The organism is Hungatella hominis, from assembly GCF_014288005.1.
GTDB lineage: Bacteria > Bacillota > Clostridia > Lachnospirales > Lachnospiraceae > Hungatella > Hungatella effluvii.
This window is the reverse complement of sequence record NZ_JACOPB010000003.1, coordinates 153655-167999: the sequence shown is the minus strand read 5'-3', so window position 1 is coordinate 167999 and position 14345 is coordinate 153655. Positions and strand designations below refer to the sequence as shown.

Genomic DNA, 14345 nt, shown 5'->3' with positions numbered 1-14345 from the left:
TGTGAATGCAAGTACTTGCTGTCATATGCGGGATAAAATTGGTACCGCGGTTTTATGGCGGTACCGTGTATGATTGTCACGGTGACTCGTACGCAGAGCGTGCGAGTGATCGCTCTTCACTGTTCGGGATTTTCCCACCTGCCGATTCCTTCCAGAAAGACCGTGACGCTGTTTCTGACGTAATCGTGACGTGAGATTTTGGACAGACTGTCGTCGAAAGACGCTTTCAGAAACGTGTAACCGAAGGTCGCGGAGAAAATTGTCATGGCCCATGATTCATAGCTTCCGTGACTCAGCTTCCCCTTCTCCACCATCTGTTCAAAATACCGGATGAGAGAGGAGACGAAGGCCTTTGGAATCATCATGATGAACGGGGCCGTTTCCTCGTAGATCTGGGGCGCGCGCAGGCCGATAGAGAGGTTGACGAAATCCGGGGTTATCCGGTCCATGTACGCGTTCATGAACATCTCTAAATCGCTTCGCAAGTCCCACGTGACGTTTTCAAAGGCCAGGGGGGTGACGTCCGCCCTCCACTTTTCCTGGTCAATGCCGGCCAGCACGATGTCCTTCTTTCCTGCAAATTTGCGGAAGAGCGTGCACTCGTTGACGCCTGCCTGCTTTGCAATGTCTTTTGTGGTAGTGGCGACATACCCTTTGTCGCGGATCAGCTCCATGGCCGCGTCCACAATTCTCTGGCTGGTATCATCCATGTATTCCACCTCCATGCAAGTACTTACTTTCATTACATTCTATCCGAAAGAAGACGGGATGTCAAGAAAAAGTACGACAGAACTGTTTGACAAAATGGCCGTTACGGAGTATAATGAACAATGTTCATATTGAAGGAGGTCCATATGAAGAAATCAGCAACTTCAAAAGAAGAGCTGCTTGCGATTGCGAAAGAGATCGCGGGCAGAGAAGGAATTGGAAATCTGAATATACGCCGTCTGGCCTCAGAGAGCGGTATCGCGATCGGTACGGTCTACAATTATTACCCTTCCAAAGGGGATTTAATAGGGGCGGTTATGGAGGATTTCTGGCGTAATGTGTTTCATGGCAGTCATTTTGACACAGAGAGCGGTGATTTTATCGGAAGTGTCCACGATATCCATTTCCGCCTGCGCGAAAACCTGGGAAGCTTCCGTGAGGAGTTTTTAAAGGAGATGGAGGTGCTCAGCAAGACCGATCAGAAGAGAGGGAGAGAGCTGGAGGCATTTTACTTAGGACATATGAAGGAAGGGATGCTCCGTATTCTGGAGCGCGACAACAGGGTGGCACCGGAGGTCTGGAACGAGACATTTACACCCGAAAGGTTCGTATCCTTTGCCTTCTCCAACATGGTTCTTCTTCTGAAGAATCAGGAAGATCCGGCTTATTTTGAAGAGATTATGAGGCGTCTGATCTATAAGACAGATGCAGACACAGGAAAGGAAGTATGACGATGCAGGCAGTAATGGAAACAATTTTTGACATTGTATATTTATGTACGGTGATTGCGCTGGGAGTGCGTATGATCACAGGAGCGGGAGAGAGAAAGCAGATTAAGCTGTTTGGAATCATGGCAGTGGTTCTGGGATGCGGCGACGCATTTCACTTAGTGCCCCGCGCTTACGCCCTCTGTACGGATGGGCTGGCGAATCACGCCGCGGCCCTTGGATTTGGAAAGCTGGTAACCTCTGTGACGATGACCGTATTTTATGTGATTCTGTACTACATATGGAAGATGCGGTACCGCGTGGAGGGAAAGAACGGTCTGACTGCCGTCGTATGGGGGCTGGCCCTTGTAAGGATATTCCTGTGCTTCATGCCGGGCAATGACTGGTTAAGCGCCAGCGCACCGCTCTCCTGGGGAATTTACCGCAATATTCCATTTGCGGTTCTGGGACTTCTGATGATTGTCCTCTTTTACCGGAAGGCAAAGGAGACGGCGGATTCGGGCTTTGGCTTTATGTGGCTGGCGATTGCACTCAGCTTTGGATTCTATATTCCGGTTGTGCTGTGGGCGGATACCATCCCGGCGGTGGGCGCGCTTATGATCCCCAAGACCTGCGCTTACGTGTGGATCGTGGTCATGGGATACCGGGAGATGAAACAGCCGGGACAGAGAAAGGAGAAGTAATATGACAAATGACAGAAAAAAGAAAGCAGTATTAAAGCTGGTAAACACCGCGTTGGTCTATGCGCTGCTGGCCATGGCGGGAGGCGTATTCTACCGTGAATTCACGAAGTTTAACGGCTTTTCCGGAAGAACGACGCTGGCCTTCGTGCACACTCACTTATTCCTGCTGGGAATGATAGTTTTCCTTGTGGCCGCGCTGTTTGAGTTTCATGCGGCGGTGACTGAGCAGAAGCGGTTTGGTCTGTTCTTTGGAATCTATAATGCGGGCATCGCCGTAACGGTGGTGATGCTGATTGTCAGGGGCATTGCCCAGGTGCGCGCCTTAGAGCTGAGCCGTGCCATGGATGCATCCATATCGGGAATCGCCGGCCTCGGCCATATTATGACAGGTGTCGGGATTATTCTCTATTTCGTGATGCTGAAAAAGGCAGTCGCAGAATCGTAACGTGTTACAGCAGGGCCGGGAGGCGGACGGTTGCAAGCGGTCTCATTGTGTGTTAGAATAAAGAAATATAAGACGGCAGGGAATCATAGCTTTTCCGGAACCATAAAGGAGATCCGGCCGGGCAGCGAGCCGCTGTCAGGAATGTCATTATTTTAAGGTCAAGAGACCGTAATCTGCTCCGAAGTACATCCGCACATTTCATGTGCTTACGCCTGCGGCTTGTACATCTTCGCATCTTACGGCATCCTTTTTCGTATGATTTCCTGTCGTTTTATCTTTTGAATCCGGGCAGCCGGCTGAAAGACAGGAAAGCTGCCATGTCATTTTGAGTGAGGGACTACCTATGCACGAACCGGATTTGTGGAAATACTGCACGGCGGAGCACTGCAGGGAGATGCTTCTTTCCTTCCGGCTTCTGGAGGGGGAGGAGTGGACCGATGATAAGGTTATATCCTGCCTGTATGCCGTGAGCAATCATACAGAAAAACATTATAACCGGCTGCGGATTCCGAAGAAGGGCGGAGGCGTGAGGCAGATTCAGGCGCCGGACCCTCTGCTTAAGACGATACAGCGGAATATCCTTCACCATATTCTGGAGGGGCTGGAGCTGTCGCCCTGCGCGGCGGCTTACCACAGAGGCGCGTCTATCCGGGATAATGCAGCGCGCCATACGGGTAAAAACGTGGTGCTGAAGCTGGATATCAAAGATTTTTTCGGAACTATTACGTTTTCCATGGTGCAGCAGAGGGCATTTAACAGCAGGTATTTTCCTGTCCCGGTAGGGACGCTTCTGACCTCGCTTTGCTGCTTAAGGGACACGCTTCCCCAGGGATCGCCGGCCTCGGCTGCCATATCGAATCTGGTGATGAAGCCGTTTGACGAATACATGGAGGCGTGGTGCCGGGAGCGGGATATTGTATACAGCCGTTACTGTGATGACATGACATTTTCCGGGGATTTTGCAGCGGCGGAGGTGATCGGGAAGGTGAAAGGATTTCTGGACGCCATGGGTTTTGAACTCAACCGGTCAAAGACAAAGGTCCTTACCCGCCATACCAGACAGACGGTGACAGGAATTGTGGTCAACGACAGCGTTTCGGTTCCATCCGCCTACCGGAGAGAGCTGAGGCAGGATATTTATTACTGCCGGAAATTTGGCGTGCGGGAGCATATAAGGAGCAGGTCAGAGAAGAAATATCTGGAACTGGGAGAGGCCGGAGAGGTGAAATATCTGATGTCCCTGTTAGGGAAAATCGGATTCGTCCTGTCCGTAACACCCGGAGACGTCTGGTTTATGGAGGCGGAAGAGGCTGTGAAAACGCTTTTGAAAGAGTATCAGGGACAGGCTTCTTGTACCGGAGTACAACTTCTGAACAGAGTCCTGTAAGAGAATAGAAACTTGAGCAGAGAAGACGGAAAGCATGGCGTCTTCTCTGCTCATTTTTGTTTGACTGTTTTAACTGAAAATACTGCGGCACTAGTATTATCTCATTAACTTCATGAGATCCTCATAAAAACCAGGATAGGAGATGTTCACGCATTCTGCCCCAAGAATCTCCGTCTCGCCTTCCGCACAGAGCCCTGCGACGGCAAAGGTCATGGCGATGCGGTGATCCAGCAGGCTGTCGATCACCGCACCGTGCAGCGGTTTGCCGCCGCGGATGATCATTCCATCCTCAGTTTCGGTCACATCGGCCCCCATGGCGGATAAGTTCTTCACCATGACTTCAAGACGGTTGGATTCCTTGACCTTTAATTCCGCCGCATCTTTGATGATGGTGGTGCCTTCCGCGAAGCAGGCCATCACCGCGATCATGGGAAGCTCATCGATCAGAGTGGGGATGATGGCTCCTTCGATGACCGTGCCGTGGAGGCTGCTGCTTTTAACCAGAATGTCAGCGGTGGGTTCCCCGGAGGCATCCTGTTCATTCATCAGCGTTATGCCGGCGCCCATGGCCTGGCAGACATGGAGAATGCCGTCTCTGGTGGGATTGATTCCCACCTGGCGGATCAGCAGTTCGGAACCCGGCACCAAAAGGCCCGCAGCAAGAAACGGGGCGGCAGACGAAATATCGCCGGGAACCGTAATCTGTTTTCCGTAGAGTTCCCCGGCCGGCCGGATGATGGCTGTCGTGCCCTCGCACCTCACATCGGCGCCGAAGGAGCGGAGCATGAGCTCCGAATGGTTGCGGGACACATAGTCTTCCGTCACCCTTGTCTCACCGTCCGCATAGAGTCCGGCCAGAAGGATGGCCGATTTTACCTGGGCGGACGGTATCCTGGAATGGTAATGGATGGCCTGAAGGGGCCTGCCTGTAATATGCAGGGGCGCGCAGCCATTTTGACGGAGGCTCTCAATCTGGGCGCCCATCAGGGAAAGAGGCTCTATGATTCGTTTCATGGGGCGTTTCTGTATGGATTCGTCGCCGGTCACTGTCACGTCAAAATTCTGTGCTGACAGGATTCCGGATATCAGGCGGGTGGTGGTGCCGCTGTTGCCGCAGTCCAGAACGGTATCCGGCCTTTTTAAGCCTCGCAGCCCATTGCCGCGGACGATGACGGAATCGCCGTTATTTTCGATGGCCACGCCCATCTTCTGAAAGCAGGAGATGGTGGAAAGGCAGTCTGCCCCCTGAAGAAAATGGCTGATCTGCGTCGTCCCCTTTGCAATCGATCCGAACATGACGCTTCTGTGTGAAATGGATTTATCGCCGGGAATATGTACTTCACCCTTAAGCGGGCTTGCCTTTTTAAATTTCATGGTGTTCCTCCGTATATCAATTTTCAGACACGCACCAGGTCGTAATGGTAGCGCTCTAACTGCTTCCACGCCATGTCCATGGTTTCCTTGTCGTAGAAGATAATCTTGAGCGTGCCCTCCCCGTGCTCTCTGTTGTGGTTAATGCCGATGTTCTTAATGCTGATGCCCTTGGCCGCAAGGATAACGGACAGCGTGGAGATCGCGCCGACCTCGTCCGCCATGTCTACGGTAAACGAATATTCCGGTGTGACAGAGCCCTGGTTCCGCTCGGAAATGGAGTTCCGGTAGTCCCTGGAAGTCTCGAACAGCCGGGAGAGATACTGGTTGTCACCCGCTTTGAGCTTTTCCAGAGTTCCGTTTAAGGAGGCGATATACTGCTCCAGAACGGCGGCCAGAGGCGCCCGGTTCGTCATGCAGATCTGCTCCCACATCTCGGGAGACGAGGAGGCGATTCGGGTAATATCCTTAAATCCGCCGGCGGCCAGACGTTTCATCAGACCCTCCGGATTATCGGCATCCCTGACCAGATTCACCAGGCTGGAGGCGATCACGTGTGGCAGATGGCTGATCGCCGCCGTGACGGAATCGTGCTCGTGGTAGTCCAGGACGATGGGGATGGACCCGATCAGCGAAGCGACGGATATCAGCCGATCCACCGCCTCCGGGGAAGAGGTGCGGGTGGGGGTGATGATGTAGTAGGCGTTTTCCAGCAGATGATCCGTGGAATTCTCGAAGCCTGTCTTTTCGGATCCGGCCATGGGATGGCCTCCGATAAAGCAGTCCTCCATCCCGAGCCGGATGACCGCCTCGTGGATGTCGGTCTTGGTGCTCCCCACGTCGGTGATGATGGCGCCCGGCTTTAAAAATGGTTTGATTTCGGCAAGGTAGCGGGCGTTATATTCCACGGGGGTGCACAGAAAGATGAGATCACAATCGAATAACTGTTCATTGACTCCGTCGAGTATCACGTCGATCACGCCCTCATCCAGGGCGCTTAAGAGCCTGGAACGGGTCCGCATGTATGCCATAATCTTCGTATCCGGTTTTTCACGCTTGATCCCTCTGGCTATGGAACCGCCGATGAGACCAAGCCCAATAAAGGCAATGGTGGAATCAGTCATTAAAATATCCTCCCTGCAAGCGCTGCGTAAGGTTTCAGGTTTTCGGTAAGCTGCTCAAACTGTTCAAAGGTGAGCGACTGCGGGCCGTCGGACAGCGCGCAGGACGGGCACGGGTGAACCTCCACGATCAGACCGTCGGCGCCTGCTGCGACTGCGGCTTTGGAGATCGGCTCAATGTAGGCGCGGACACCGGTTGCGTGGCTCGGATCAATGAGAATAGGCAGATGGCTCTTGGCGCGGATAACCGGCACGGCGCTGATGTCCAGCGTGTTCCTGGTTGCGGTTTCGTAGGTGCGGATGCCGCGCTCACAGAGCACGATGCGGGGATTGCCTTCGGAGGCGATGTATTCCGCCGCGTTCAGCCATTCGTCGATGGTTGCGGATAAGCCCCTCTTCAACAGTACCGGGATACCGGCGCGTCCGGCCTCCTTTAACAGCTCAAAATTCTGCATGTTGCGGGCGCCGATCTGGATCATGTCCACGTATTTCACCGCAGTCTCCAGCGCCCGTAAGCTGGTGACCTCGCAGACAATATTAAGGCCGGTCTCATCCCGGGCTTCCTTCATATACTGTAAGCCTTCTTCCTCCAGCCCCTGGAAGGCGTAGGGGGAAGTTCTCGGCTTGTAGGCGCCGCCTCTTAAAAATTCTGCGCCGGCCTTCTTTACGGCGATCGCTGTCTCGATGACCATGTCGTGATTTTCGATGGCGCAGGGGCCGGCCATCATGGTCAGCCTGCCAGGTCCGATACTGGTATTTCCGACCTCGATCACTGAGTCCTCCGGGTGAAACTTTTTGTTTACCAGTTTATACGTCTCGGTGACCGGAACGATCTTATCCACGCCCTCCGCCATCTCGATGTTGGCGCCCTGGAGCTTCGTCTTGTCGCCGACAACGCCTACGATGGTGACCTCCGTTCCTTTGGAAAGATGAGCCTGGAGGCCTTTGGATTCTATCAGGTTTTTTATTTTCCCAACCGCCTCTTCGGAAGCGTTCGGTTTCATAATAATAATCATATCGGTTTCCTCTCTTTAACAAGTATTCAAAAACAGCTTAAGCACCATTGTAATCGAAAGAATAGAAGTTGTCAACGCTTTTATACGTTAAACTTCGACGCTTTAACGCAGATTAGCAAAGACGGTGCGAAAAGATTTGACAAAGAACGTATGTTCTGATATGATAAAAACAAGTAGAAGAACGTATGTTCGAAATAGTAAAAACCTGACAGGAAGGAGAAGATCAATACTATGAAGCTGACGAGGAATAATTTAAATGAAGTTATGTTTGAAAACCAGGATGCCAGGCTATTGATTGAGGACGTGGTTTCTCATACTCAGGCCGGTATCTATTACTATCATGATGTGGAGATCACTCTGCAGGCCGCCTTAAAGATATGGAACAGAGCCAATGAAGCGGAGCAGAATGAAGCCCCGTATCACGCGTCTTTCCTTGATTTTAAAGGAGAAAGCAGACCCCTGGCCGCCTGGTGCCCGGCTCTGTAGGATACCCATATTTTGGTAAGTAAAATTATTTGTGCAAAATGCACATTCTACTTGCAATTTTCCGACACTTTTAGTAAAATATCCTCATAGACTTAAATACTGAACAGGAGGAATGTTTATGAACGTGTATGGAACCAAACAAATCCGTAACGTTGTATTACTCGGCCACGGAGGCGCGGGTAAGACGACACTCGCAGAGGCGATGGCACTGATTACAGGAGCTGTCAGCAGAATGGGAAAGATCACCGATGGAAACACCATCAGCGATTATGATAAGGAAGAGATTAAGAGACAGTTCTCCATTTCCACAACTCTGATTCCGCTGGAGTATCAGGGTGAAGACGGTCCGATCAAGATTAACTTGCTGGATACGCCGGGTTATTTCGATTTTGTTGGTGAAGTAGAAGAAGCAATCAGCGTTGCAGACGCCGCGGTTATCGTAGTGAACTGCAAGGCAGGCATAGAGGTTGGTACATATAAGGCTTGGGAACTTTGTGAAAAGTATAAGCTGCCGCGTATTATTTTTGTAACGAATATGGATGACGATCATGCAAGCTACCGTGAACTGCTGCTGAGACTGGAAAAAGAGTTCGGCAGAAAGATTGCACCGTTCCATCTTCCGATTCGTGAGAATGAAAAGTTCGTCGGATTTGTCAACGTCGTAAAGATGGCGGGCCGCAGATTCACGGTGAACAGTGACTATGAAGAATGTGAGATTCCTGAATATTCACAGAAGAACCTGGGGATTGCGCGTGAAGCGCTGATGGAGGCCGTTGCGGAGACGAGCGAAGAGTATATGGAACGCTACTTCTCAGGCGATGAGTTCACTCAGGAAGAGATTTCTTCTGCACTTCGGGAACATGTAATAGAAGGCAATATCGTACCGGTTATGCTGGGCTCCGGCATTAACGCACAGGGTGCGAAGATGGTGCTTCAGGGAATCGACAAGTACTTCCCGACTCCGGACCGTTACGAGTGTATCGGTGTGGACGTATCCACAGGAGAGCGCTTTACAGCCAAATATAACGATAACGTATCACTTTCCGCTCGTGTATTTAAGACGATTGTGGACCCGTTTATCGGCAAATACTCTCTGATGAAGATTTGTACCGGTACCTTAAAACCGGATTCCAATATCTATAACGTAAACAAGGATACAGAGGAGAAGATCGGAAAGATCTATCTGCTCAGAGGAAAAGACGTGATCGAGGTTCCGGAATTGAAGGCCGGCGATATCGGCGCTGTATCCAAGTTATCCGTAACCCAGACGGGAGATACTATTGCGCTCCGTTCCGCGCCGATCGTATACCATAAGCCGGAGATTTCCACGCCGTATACGTATATGCGCTATAAAACAAAGACGAAGGGCGATGACGATAAGGTATCCAGCGCGTTGTCGAAGCTGACAGAAGAAGACTGGACCTTAAAGGCAGTTACCGATACAGAGAACCGTCAGTCCCTGTTATACGGAATCGGCGACCAGCAGCTGGACGTTGTAGTCAGCAAGCTGTTAAACCGCTATAAAGTAGAGATCGAGTTAAGCAAACCGAAATTTGCGTTCCGTGAGACCATCAGAAAGAAAGTTGAGGTTCAGGGAAGATATAAGAAGCAGTCAGGCGGACATGGACAGTTCGGCGATGTTAAGATGACCTTTGAGCCATCCGGCGATTTAGAGACACCTTACGTATTCGAGGAGACTGTATTCGGCGGCGCTGTTCCGAAGAACTACTTCCCGGCTGTTGAAAAGGGTGTTGCAGAGTGTGTTTTAAGAGGACCTCTCGCAGCTTATCCGGTTGTCGGACTGAAGGCAACGCTGACAGACGGCTCCTACCACCCGGTAGATTCCTCCGAGATGGCGTTTAAGATGGCGGCCACCCTGGCGTTTAAGAAGGGCTTTATGGAAGCGAACCCGGTTCTGTTAGAGCCGATTGCCTCCTTAAAGGTTACTGTTCCGGATAAGTTCACCGGTGATGTTATGGGTGACTTAAACCGCAGACGCGGCCGTGTACTGGGTATGAATTCCAACCATAACGGCAAGCAGATCATCGAAGCAGATGTTCCGATGTCTGAGCTTTTCGGATACAATACAGACCTCCGCTCCATGACAGGCGGTATGGGAACGTATGAATATGAGTTCAGCCGCTACGAGCAGGCTCCTGGCGATGTTCAGAAGCGTGAAGTGGAAGAGCGTGCTTCCAAGGTTGACAGAACCGAGGCATAAGAAAAAGAATAAAGATATTGAGAGGCGGGACGGAAGATCGTTCCGCCTCATTTCCATTCCCGACTTGTAACAGTTCATTTTCCGCCTGCGGTGCCCCAGGCGGGGAGTGAACTGTTACCCCGGCCTGCGCAGGTTTTCTCCTTTCCCCTGAGATTTCTTGTCAACATGAGACAGATGTGATAAACTTGGAATCGTGATGGTAAGAAGAGTCAGGAGGTAGTGACCGGATGGATTACTTAAGAGAAATAAAGAAAACGTGTTCAAGGCTCGGAGTGGGATACGCGGCATTTCTGCTGGTGGGACTTATGGTGCAGGCGGAGGCGGGGCTGATACTCGGAGTTCTTGGTAAAATGGGGTGGAAGGGGGACTGGAATACGTGGATCGTGCTCCTGGGCTCGATTCCCATGTATTTGTTCGGAACGCTGATATGCTGGCTCATTGTGAAAGACATGAGAACGCCGTGCAGGCCGCAGAGGCAGCCGTTCGGCGCGGGGCGGCTGGTGGTTGCTTTTTTTGCCTGCATCAGCATTATGTACATTGGAAATATTATAGGAACCGTCCTCATGAGCATCGTGAATGGAATCCAGGGCAAGCCTCTCTTAAATCCGGTAAATGAGCTGATCGAGAATCTGGATACGTGGGTAATTTTCCTGTTGACGGTGGTGGCGGCTCCCATATTTGAGGAGCTTCTGTACCGGAAGCTGTTGATCGACCGGGTGGCTCATTACGGCGACCGGGTGGCTATCGTTCTGTCGGGTGTCTTATTCGGGCTCAGCCATGGAAATTTTTATCAGTTTTTCTATGCCTTCGGGCTGGGGGTCGTATTTGCATACGTCTACATCAACACGGGAAAGCTGCGTTATACCGTAATATTCCATGCGGTGATCAATTTTATGGGATCGATTGTAGCGCTTCATGCAGCAGATAATATCTGGTTTGCCATGGCCTATGGCATCTTCATGATTGCGGCCGTTGTGCTGGGAGTTGTATTCCTGATCCTTTACCGCCGTGAGATCCACTTAAAACCCGCGATGCTGGCGATCCCGAGAGGAAGGCGGTTTGAGACCCTGTTTTTAAATCTGGGCATGATCCTCTTTTTCTTTGTCTCCGTGGGACTGTTTCTGTTTTCATAAGCAGGAGTGGGAGTTGCAGGGAAATGATAAATAGCGGTTGACACGTTCCCACAAGTGTGATACATTTATGGTCAGCATAAATACTGTGAAGAGGAACAGTAAGCGGTCTGGAACATGCAGAGAGCCGGCGTATGGTGCGAGCCGGTTGGGAAGGATGGCTGAACTCGCCTTGGAGTTGCTCACTGAAGGAAGCGATGCTTTTGTGTAGGTGCAGCCGGCATCCCAGCCGTTATCGGGGGAAGGATATGAATGCGTATCCGATAAGTGCATACAGCTTCTGTATGAAATAGAGTGGTACCGCGTGGAAGGAATCCGCGTCTCTATCGTTATGGCCTGAGCGGCCTGGACGGTGGAGACGCGTTTTTTATTTCTAAGAAAGTTTGTCCTACGGAATTCCAGGGAGCCGGATTTTATTTTTTATCAGGAAGGAGAATGGTTTGTTATGGCATCATCATACAATCACAGCGCAATTGAAAAGAAGTGGCGCGAAAACTGGAAAAAGAATCCCGTAAATATCAATGACGGGAAGAAACCGAAGTATTACTGTCTCGATATGTTTCCGTATCCGTCGGGGAGCGGACTTCATGTGGGACACTGGAGGGGATATGTGATCTCCGACGTCTGGAGCAGGTATCAGATTTTAAAGGGACATTACGTCATCCATCCGATGGGCTGGGATGCCTTTGGCCTTCCGGCGGAAAACTATGCGATCAAGATGGGCATTCATCCGGCCAAATCCACGGCTGAAAATGTAGCCAACATCAAGCGTCAGATTAATGAGATCGCCGCGGTATATGACTGGGATATGGAGGTCAACACGACCGACCCCGGATTCTATAAATGGACGCAGTGGATCTTTGTTCAGATGTTTAAGAAGGGGCTGGCCTATGAGAAGGAATTCCCGATTAACTGGTGCCCCTCCTGTAAGACAGGCCTTGCCAACGAAGAGGTGGTGAACGGCTGCTGTGAACGCTGCCAGACACCGGTTACGAAGAAAAACTTAAGGCAGTGGATGTTAAAGATTACCGCCTACGCGGACCGCCTGCTGGATGACTTAGATAAGCTGGACTGGCCGGAGAAGGTCAAGAAGATGCAGACAGAGTGGATCGGCAAGTCCTACGGCGCAGAAGTGGATTTCAAAGTGGACGGACGGGAAGACGCGATTAAAGTCTATACGACCAGGCCGGATACGCTGTACGGCGCGACCTTCATGGTACTGGCCCCGGAGCATGCGCTGGCGGCCGGTCTCGCCGTGCCGGAGACGAAGGAGGCGGTGGAGAAGTATATCTATGAAGCCTCCATGAAGTCGAATGTGGACCGTCTTCAGGATAAGGAAAAAACGGGTGTATTTACGGGCAGCTACGCCGTCAACCCGTTAAATGGTGCAAAGGTGCCGATCTGGCTCTCCGACTATGTGCTGGCCGATTACGGCACGGGAGCCATCATGTGCGTGCCGGCTCACGACGACAGAGACTTTGAGTTTGCAAAGAAATTTGATCTTCCGATTATTCAGGTTATTGCGAAAGACGGAGTGGAGATCGAGCATATGACACAGGCCTATACCGAGGCGAGCGGAATTATGATCAATTCCGGCGAGTGGAACGGAATGGAGTCTTCCGTCTTAAAGAAAGAAGCCCCCGTGATGATTGAAGAGCGCGGAATTGGTAAGAAGACGGTCAATTACAAGCTGCGCGACTGGGTATTTTCGAGACAGCGCTACTGGGGCGAACCGATTCCGATTATCCACTGTCCGCACTGCGGCAATGTCCCGGTTCCGGAGGATCAGCTTCCCTTAACTCTGCCGGAGGTGGAAAGTTATCAGCCGACGGGAACGGGAGAATCTCCGCTGGCTGCCATCGACGAGTGGGTGAACACCACCTGTCCAGTCTGCGGCGCTCCGGCCAGGCGGGAGACGAACACCATGCCGCAGTGGGCCGGTTCCTCCTGGTATTTCCTGCGCTATGTGGACAGCCATAACGAGAAGGAGCTAGTTTCCCGCGAAAAGGCGGATAAATATCTTCCTGTCGATATGTATATCGGAGGCGTGGAGCACGCGGTGCTTCATCTGCTCTATTCCAGGTTCTACACGAAATTCCTCTGTGATATCGGCGTCATCGATTTCGACGAACCGTTTACTAAGCTGTTTAACCAGGGCATGATCACCGGCAAGAACGGTATCAAGATGAGCAAATCCAAGGGAAATGTGGTATCTCCGGATGAACTGGTCCGTGATTACGGCTGTGATTCCCTGAGAATGTACGAACTCTTCGTCGGTCCGCCGGAGCTGGACGCGGAATGGGACGACAGGGGAATCGAAGGCGTCAGCCGTTTCTTGAACCGTTTCTGGAATCTCGTCATGGACAGCAAGGATAAGGAGACCGAACCGACGAGAGAGATGGTGCGTCTCCGCAATAAGCTGATCTTTGATATCGAACAGCGGTTTAACCAGTTCAATTTAAACACGGTAATCTCCGGATTTATGGAGTATAACAACAAATTCATCGAGCTGGCGAAGAAGACCGGAGGAATTGACAGGGAGACGCTCCGCACCTTTGTGATTCTGCTTGCTCCGTTCGCGCCTCATATCGGAGAGGAATTGTGGCAGCAGCTGGGGGGAAGCGATACGGTATTCCATGCCCAGTGGCCGGTATGCGATGAGGAAGCCATGAAGGAAGATGAGATTTCCGTGGCCGTGCAGGTGAATGGAAAGACGAAAGCGGTCGTAACGCTTCCGGCCGGTACAGCCAAAGAGGATGCGATCGAGGCCGGCAAGGCGCTGGTTACGGATAAATTGACTGGGACGATTGTCAAGGAAATCTATGTGCCAGGAAGAATTATCAATATTGTTTGCAAATAGCAGTTACAGACACCCGGAGGCGGAAGCCGAAGGGTGTCTTGTGTTGTGAGAATAAATCAAACATAATAGTTTGATAATTAACGAACAAAAATAAAAAAATCAGAAAATATTGACAAATGAGAGAAAAATAGATATGATAATACTAGCAGATAATTGAGAACTTTGTTATAATAAACGGAGATAAGGAGG

12 protein-coding genes and 1 other annotated feature are annotated in these 14345 nt (G+C 51.2%); of the genes, 8 read left to right on the top strand and 4 right to left on the bottom strand.

Going from position 1 to position 14345, the window contains the following annotated elements:
- Nucleotides 1-116: 116 nt before the first annotated feature.
- The gene (locus H8S75_RS08805; protein ID WP_187021360.1) at nucleotides 117-710 is read right to left on the bottom strand and encodes a TetR/AcrR family transcriptional regulator; all 594 of its coding nucleotides are present in this window, start codon (nucleotides 708-710) and stop codon (nucleotides 117-119) included.
- A gap of 144 nt (nucleotides 711-854) precedes the next feature.
- Between H8S75_RS08805 and H8S75_RS08800 the strand changes: the two genes are divergently transcribed.
- The 4 genes from H8S75_RS08800 to H8S75_RS08785 all read left to right on the top strand — a co-directional run bounded on the left by H8S75_RS08800 (nucleotide 855) and on the right by H8S75_RS08785 (nucleotide 3951).
- On the top strand, nucleotides 855-1439 hold the full coding sequence (locus H8S75_RS08800) for a TetR/AcrR family transcriptional regulator (protein ID WP_187020838.1): 585 nt from the start codon (nucleotides 855-857) through the stop codon (nucleotides 1437-1439).
- A 2-nt stretch (nucleotides 1440-1441) separates the two neighbouring features.
- A complete protein-coding gene (locus H8S75_RS08795) occupies nucleotides 1442-2119 on the top strand; it encodes a hypothetical protein (protein ID WP_187020836.1) in 678 nt (225 codons plus the stop codon).
- A gap of 1 nt (nucleotide 2120) precedes the next feature.
- Nucleotides 2121-2564 carry a DUF2871 domain-containing protein gene (locus H8S75_RS08790; protein WP_117630361.1) on the top strand — a complete coding sequence of 148 codons (444 nt, stop codon included), beginning with the start codon at nucleotides 2121-2123 and terminating at the stop codon, nucleotides 2562-2564.
- A gap of 343 nt (nucleotides 2565-2907) precedes the next feature.
- Complete coding sequence (locus H8S75_RS08785; RefSeq protein ID WP_187020834.1) at nucleotides 2908-3951, top strand: reverse transcriptase family protein; 1044 nt, start codon at nucleotides 2908-2910, stop codon at nucleotides 3949-3951.
- Between the two features lie 96 nt (nucleotides 3952-4047).
- Here the strand turns inward: H8S75_RS08785 and aroA are convergent, their stop codons facing one another.
- Genes aroA through aroF form a run of 3 tightly spaced genes read right to left on the bottom strand, consistent with a single transcriptional unit; the run spans nucleotide 4048 to nucleotide 7459 of the window.
- Nucleotides 4048-5325: a 3-phosphoshikimate 1-carboxyvinyltransferase gene (aroA, locus tag H8S75_RS08780; RefSeq protein ID WP_187020833.1), complete on the bottom strand. Its 1278-nt coding sequence runs from the start codon at nucleotides 5323-5325 to the stop codon at nucleotides 4048-4050.
- A gap of 23 nt (nucleotides 5326-5348) precedes the next feature.
- Nucleotides 5349-6446 carry a prephenate dehydrogenase gene (locus H8S75_RS08775; protein ID WP_187020831.1) on the bottom strand — a complete coding sequence of 366 codons (1098 nt, stop codon included), beginning with the start codon at nucleotides 6444-6446 and terminating at the stop codon, nucleotides 5349-5351.
- On the bottom strand, nucleotides 6446-7459 hold the full coding sequence (aroF, locus tag H8S75_RS08770) for a 3-deoxy-7-phosphoheptulonate synthase (RefSeq protein ID WP_187020829.1): 1014 nt from the start codon (nucleotides 7457-7459) through the stop codon (nucleotides 6446-6448). The genes H8S75_RS08775 and aroF overlap by 1 nt, the downstream gene beginning before the upstream one ends.
- 231 nt (nucleotides 7460-7690) lie before the next feature.
- Here aroF and H8S75_RS08765 point away from each other — a divergent pair, with 231 nt between their 5' ends.
- The 4 genes from H8S75_RS08765 (at nucleotide 7691) to leuS (ending at nucleotide 14156) form a co-directional block, all read left to right on the top strand.
- Nucleotides 7691-7945 (top strand): hypothetical protein, encoded by a 255-nt coding sequence (locus H8S75_RS08765; protein ID WP_187020827.1) that lies wholly within the window; start codon nucleotides 7691-7693, stop codon nucleotides 7943-7945.
- Nucleotides 7946-8063: 118 nt separating this feature from the next.
- Nucleotides 8064-10166, top strand: coding sequence for an elongation factor G (locus tag H8S75_RS08760; protein WP_187020825.1), 2103 nt, complete (start codon nucleotides 8064-8066; stop codon nucleotides 10164-10166).
- Between the two features lie 227 nt (nucleotides 10167-10393).
- The gene (locus H8S75_RS08755) at nucleotides 10394-11299 is read left to right on the top strand and encodes a CPBP family intramembrane glutamic endopeptidase (RefSeq protein ID WP_187020823.1); all 906 of its coding nucleotides are present in this window, start codon (nucleotides 10394-10396) and stop codon (nucleotides 11297-11299) included.
- 76 nt (nucleotides 11300-11375) lie between these two features.
- Nucleotides 11376-11624: a binding site (T-box leader), on the top strand.
- A 117-nt stretch (nucleotides 11625-11741) separates the two neighbouring features.
- Complete coding sequence (gene leuS / locus H8S75_RS08750) at nucleotides 11742-14156, top strand: leucine--tRNA ligase (RefSeq protein ID WP_187020821.1); 2415 nt, start codon at nucleotides 11742-11744, stop codon at nucleotides 14154-14156.
- Nucleotides 14157-14345: the final 189 nt, after the last annotated feature.

Bases quoted from the DNA above. Each gene is read 5' to 3' on its own strand.
- H8S75_RS08805 (WP_187021360.1), bottom strand. From the start codon at position 710: ATGGATGATACCAGCCAGAGAATTGTGGACGCGGCCATGGAGCTGATC.
- H8S75_RS08800 (WP_187020838.1), top strand. From the start codon at position 855: ATGAAGAAATCAGCAACTTCAAAAGAAGAGCTGCTTGCGATTGCGAAA.
- H8S75_RS08795 (WP_187020836.1), top strand. From the start codon at position 1,442: ATGCAGGCAGTAATGGAAACAATTTTTGACATTGTATATTTATGTACG.
- H8S75_RS08790 (WP_117630361.1), top strand. From the start codon at position 2,121: ATGACAAATGACAGAAAAAAGAAAGCAGTATTAAAGCTGGTAAACACC.
- H8S75_RS08785 (WP_187020834.1), top strand. From the start codon at position 2,908: ATGCACGAACCGGATTTGTGGAAATACTGCACGGCGGAGCACTGCAGG.
- aroA (WP_187020833.1), bottom strand. From the start codon at position 5,325: ATGAAATTTAAAAAGGCAAGCCCGCTTAAGGGTGAAGTACATATTCCC.
- H8S75_RS08775 (WP_187020831.1), bottom strand. From the start codon at position 6,446: ATGACTGATTCCACCATTGCCTTTATTGGGCTTGGTCTCATCGGCGGT.
- aroF (WP_187020829.1), bottom strand. From the start codon at position 7,459: ATGATTATTATTATGAAACCGAACGCTTCCGAAGAGGCGGTTGGGAAA.
- H8S75_RS08765 (WP_187020827.1), top strand. From the start codon at position 7,691: ATGAAGCTGACGAGGAATAATTTAAATGAAGTTATGTTTGAAAACCAG.
- H8S75_RS08760 (WP_187020825.1), top strand. From the start codon at position 8,064: ATGAACGTGTATGGAACCAAACAAATCCGTAACGTTGTATTACTCGGC.
- H8S75_RS08755 (WP_187020823.1), top strand. From the start codon at position 10,394: ATGGATTACTTAAGAGAAATAAAGAAAACGTGTTCAAGGCTCGGAGTG.
- leuS (WP_187020821.1), top strand. From the start codon at position 11,742: ATGGCATCATCATACAATCACAGCGCAATTGAAAAGAAGTGGCGCGAA.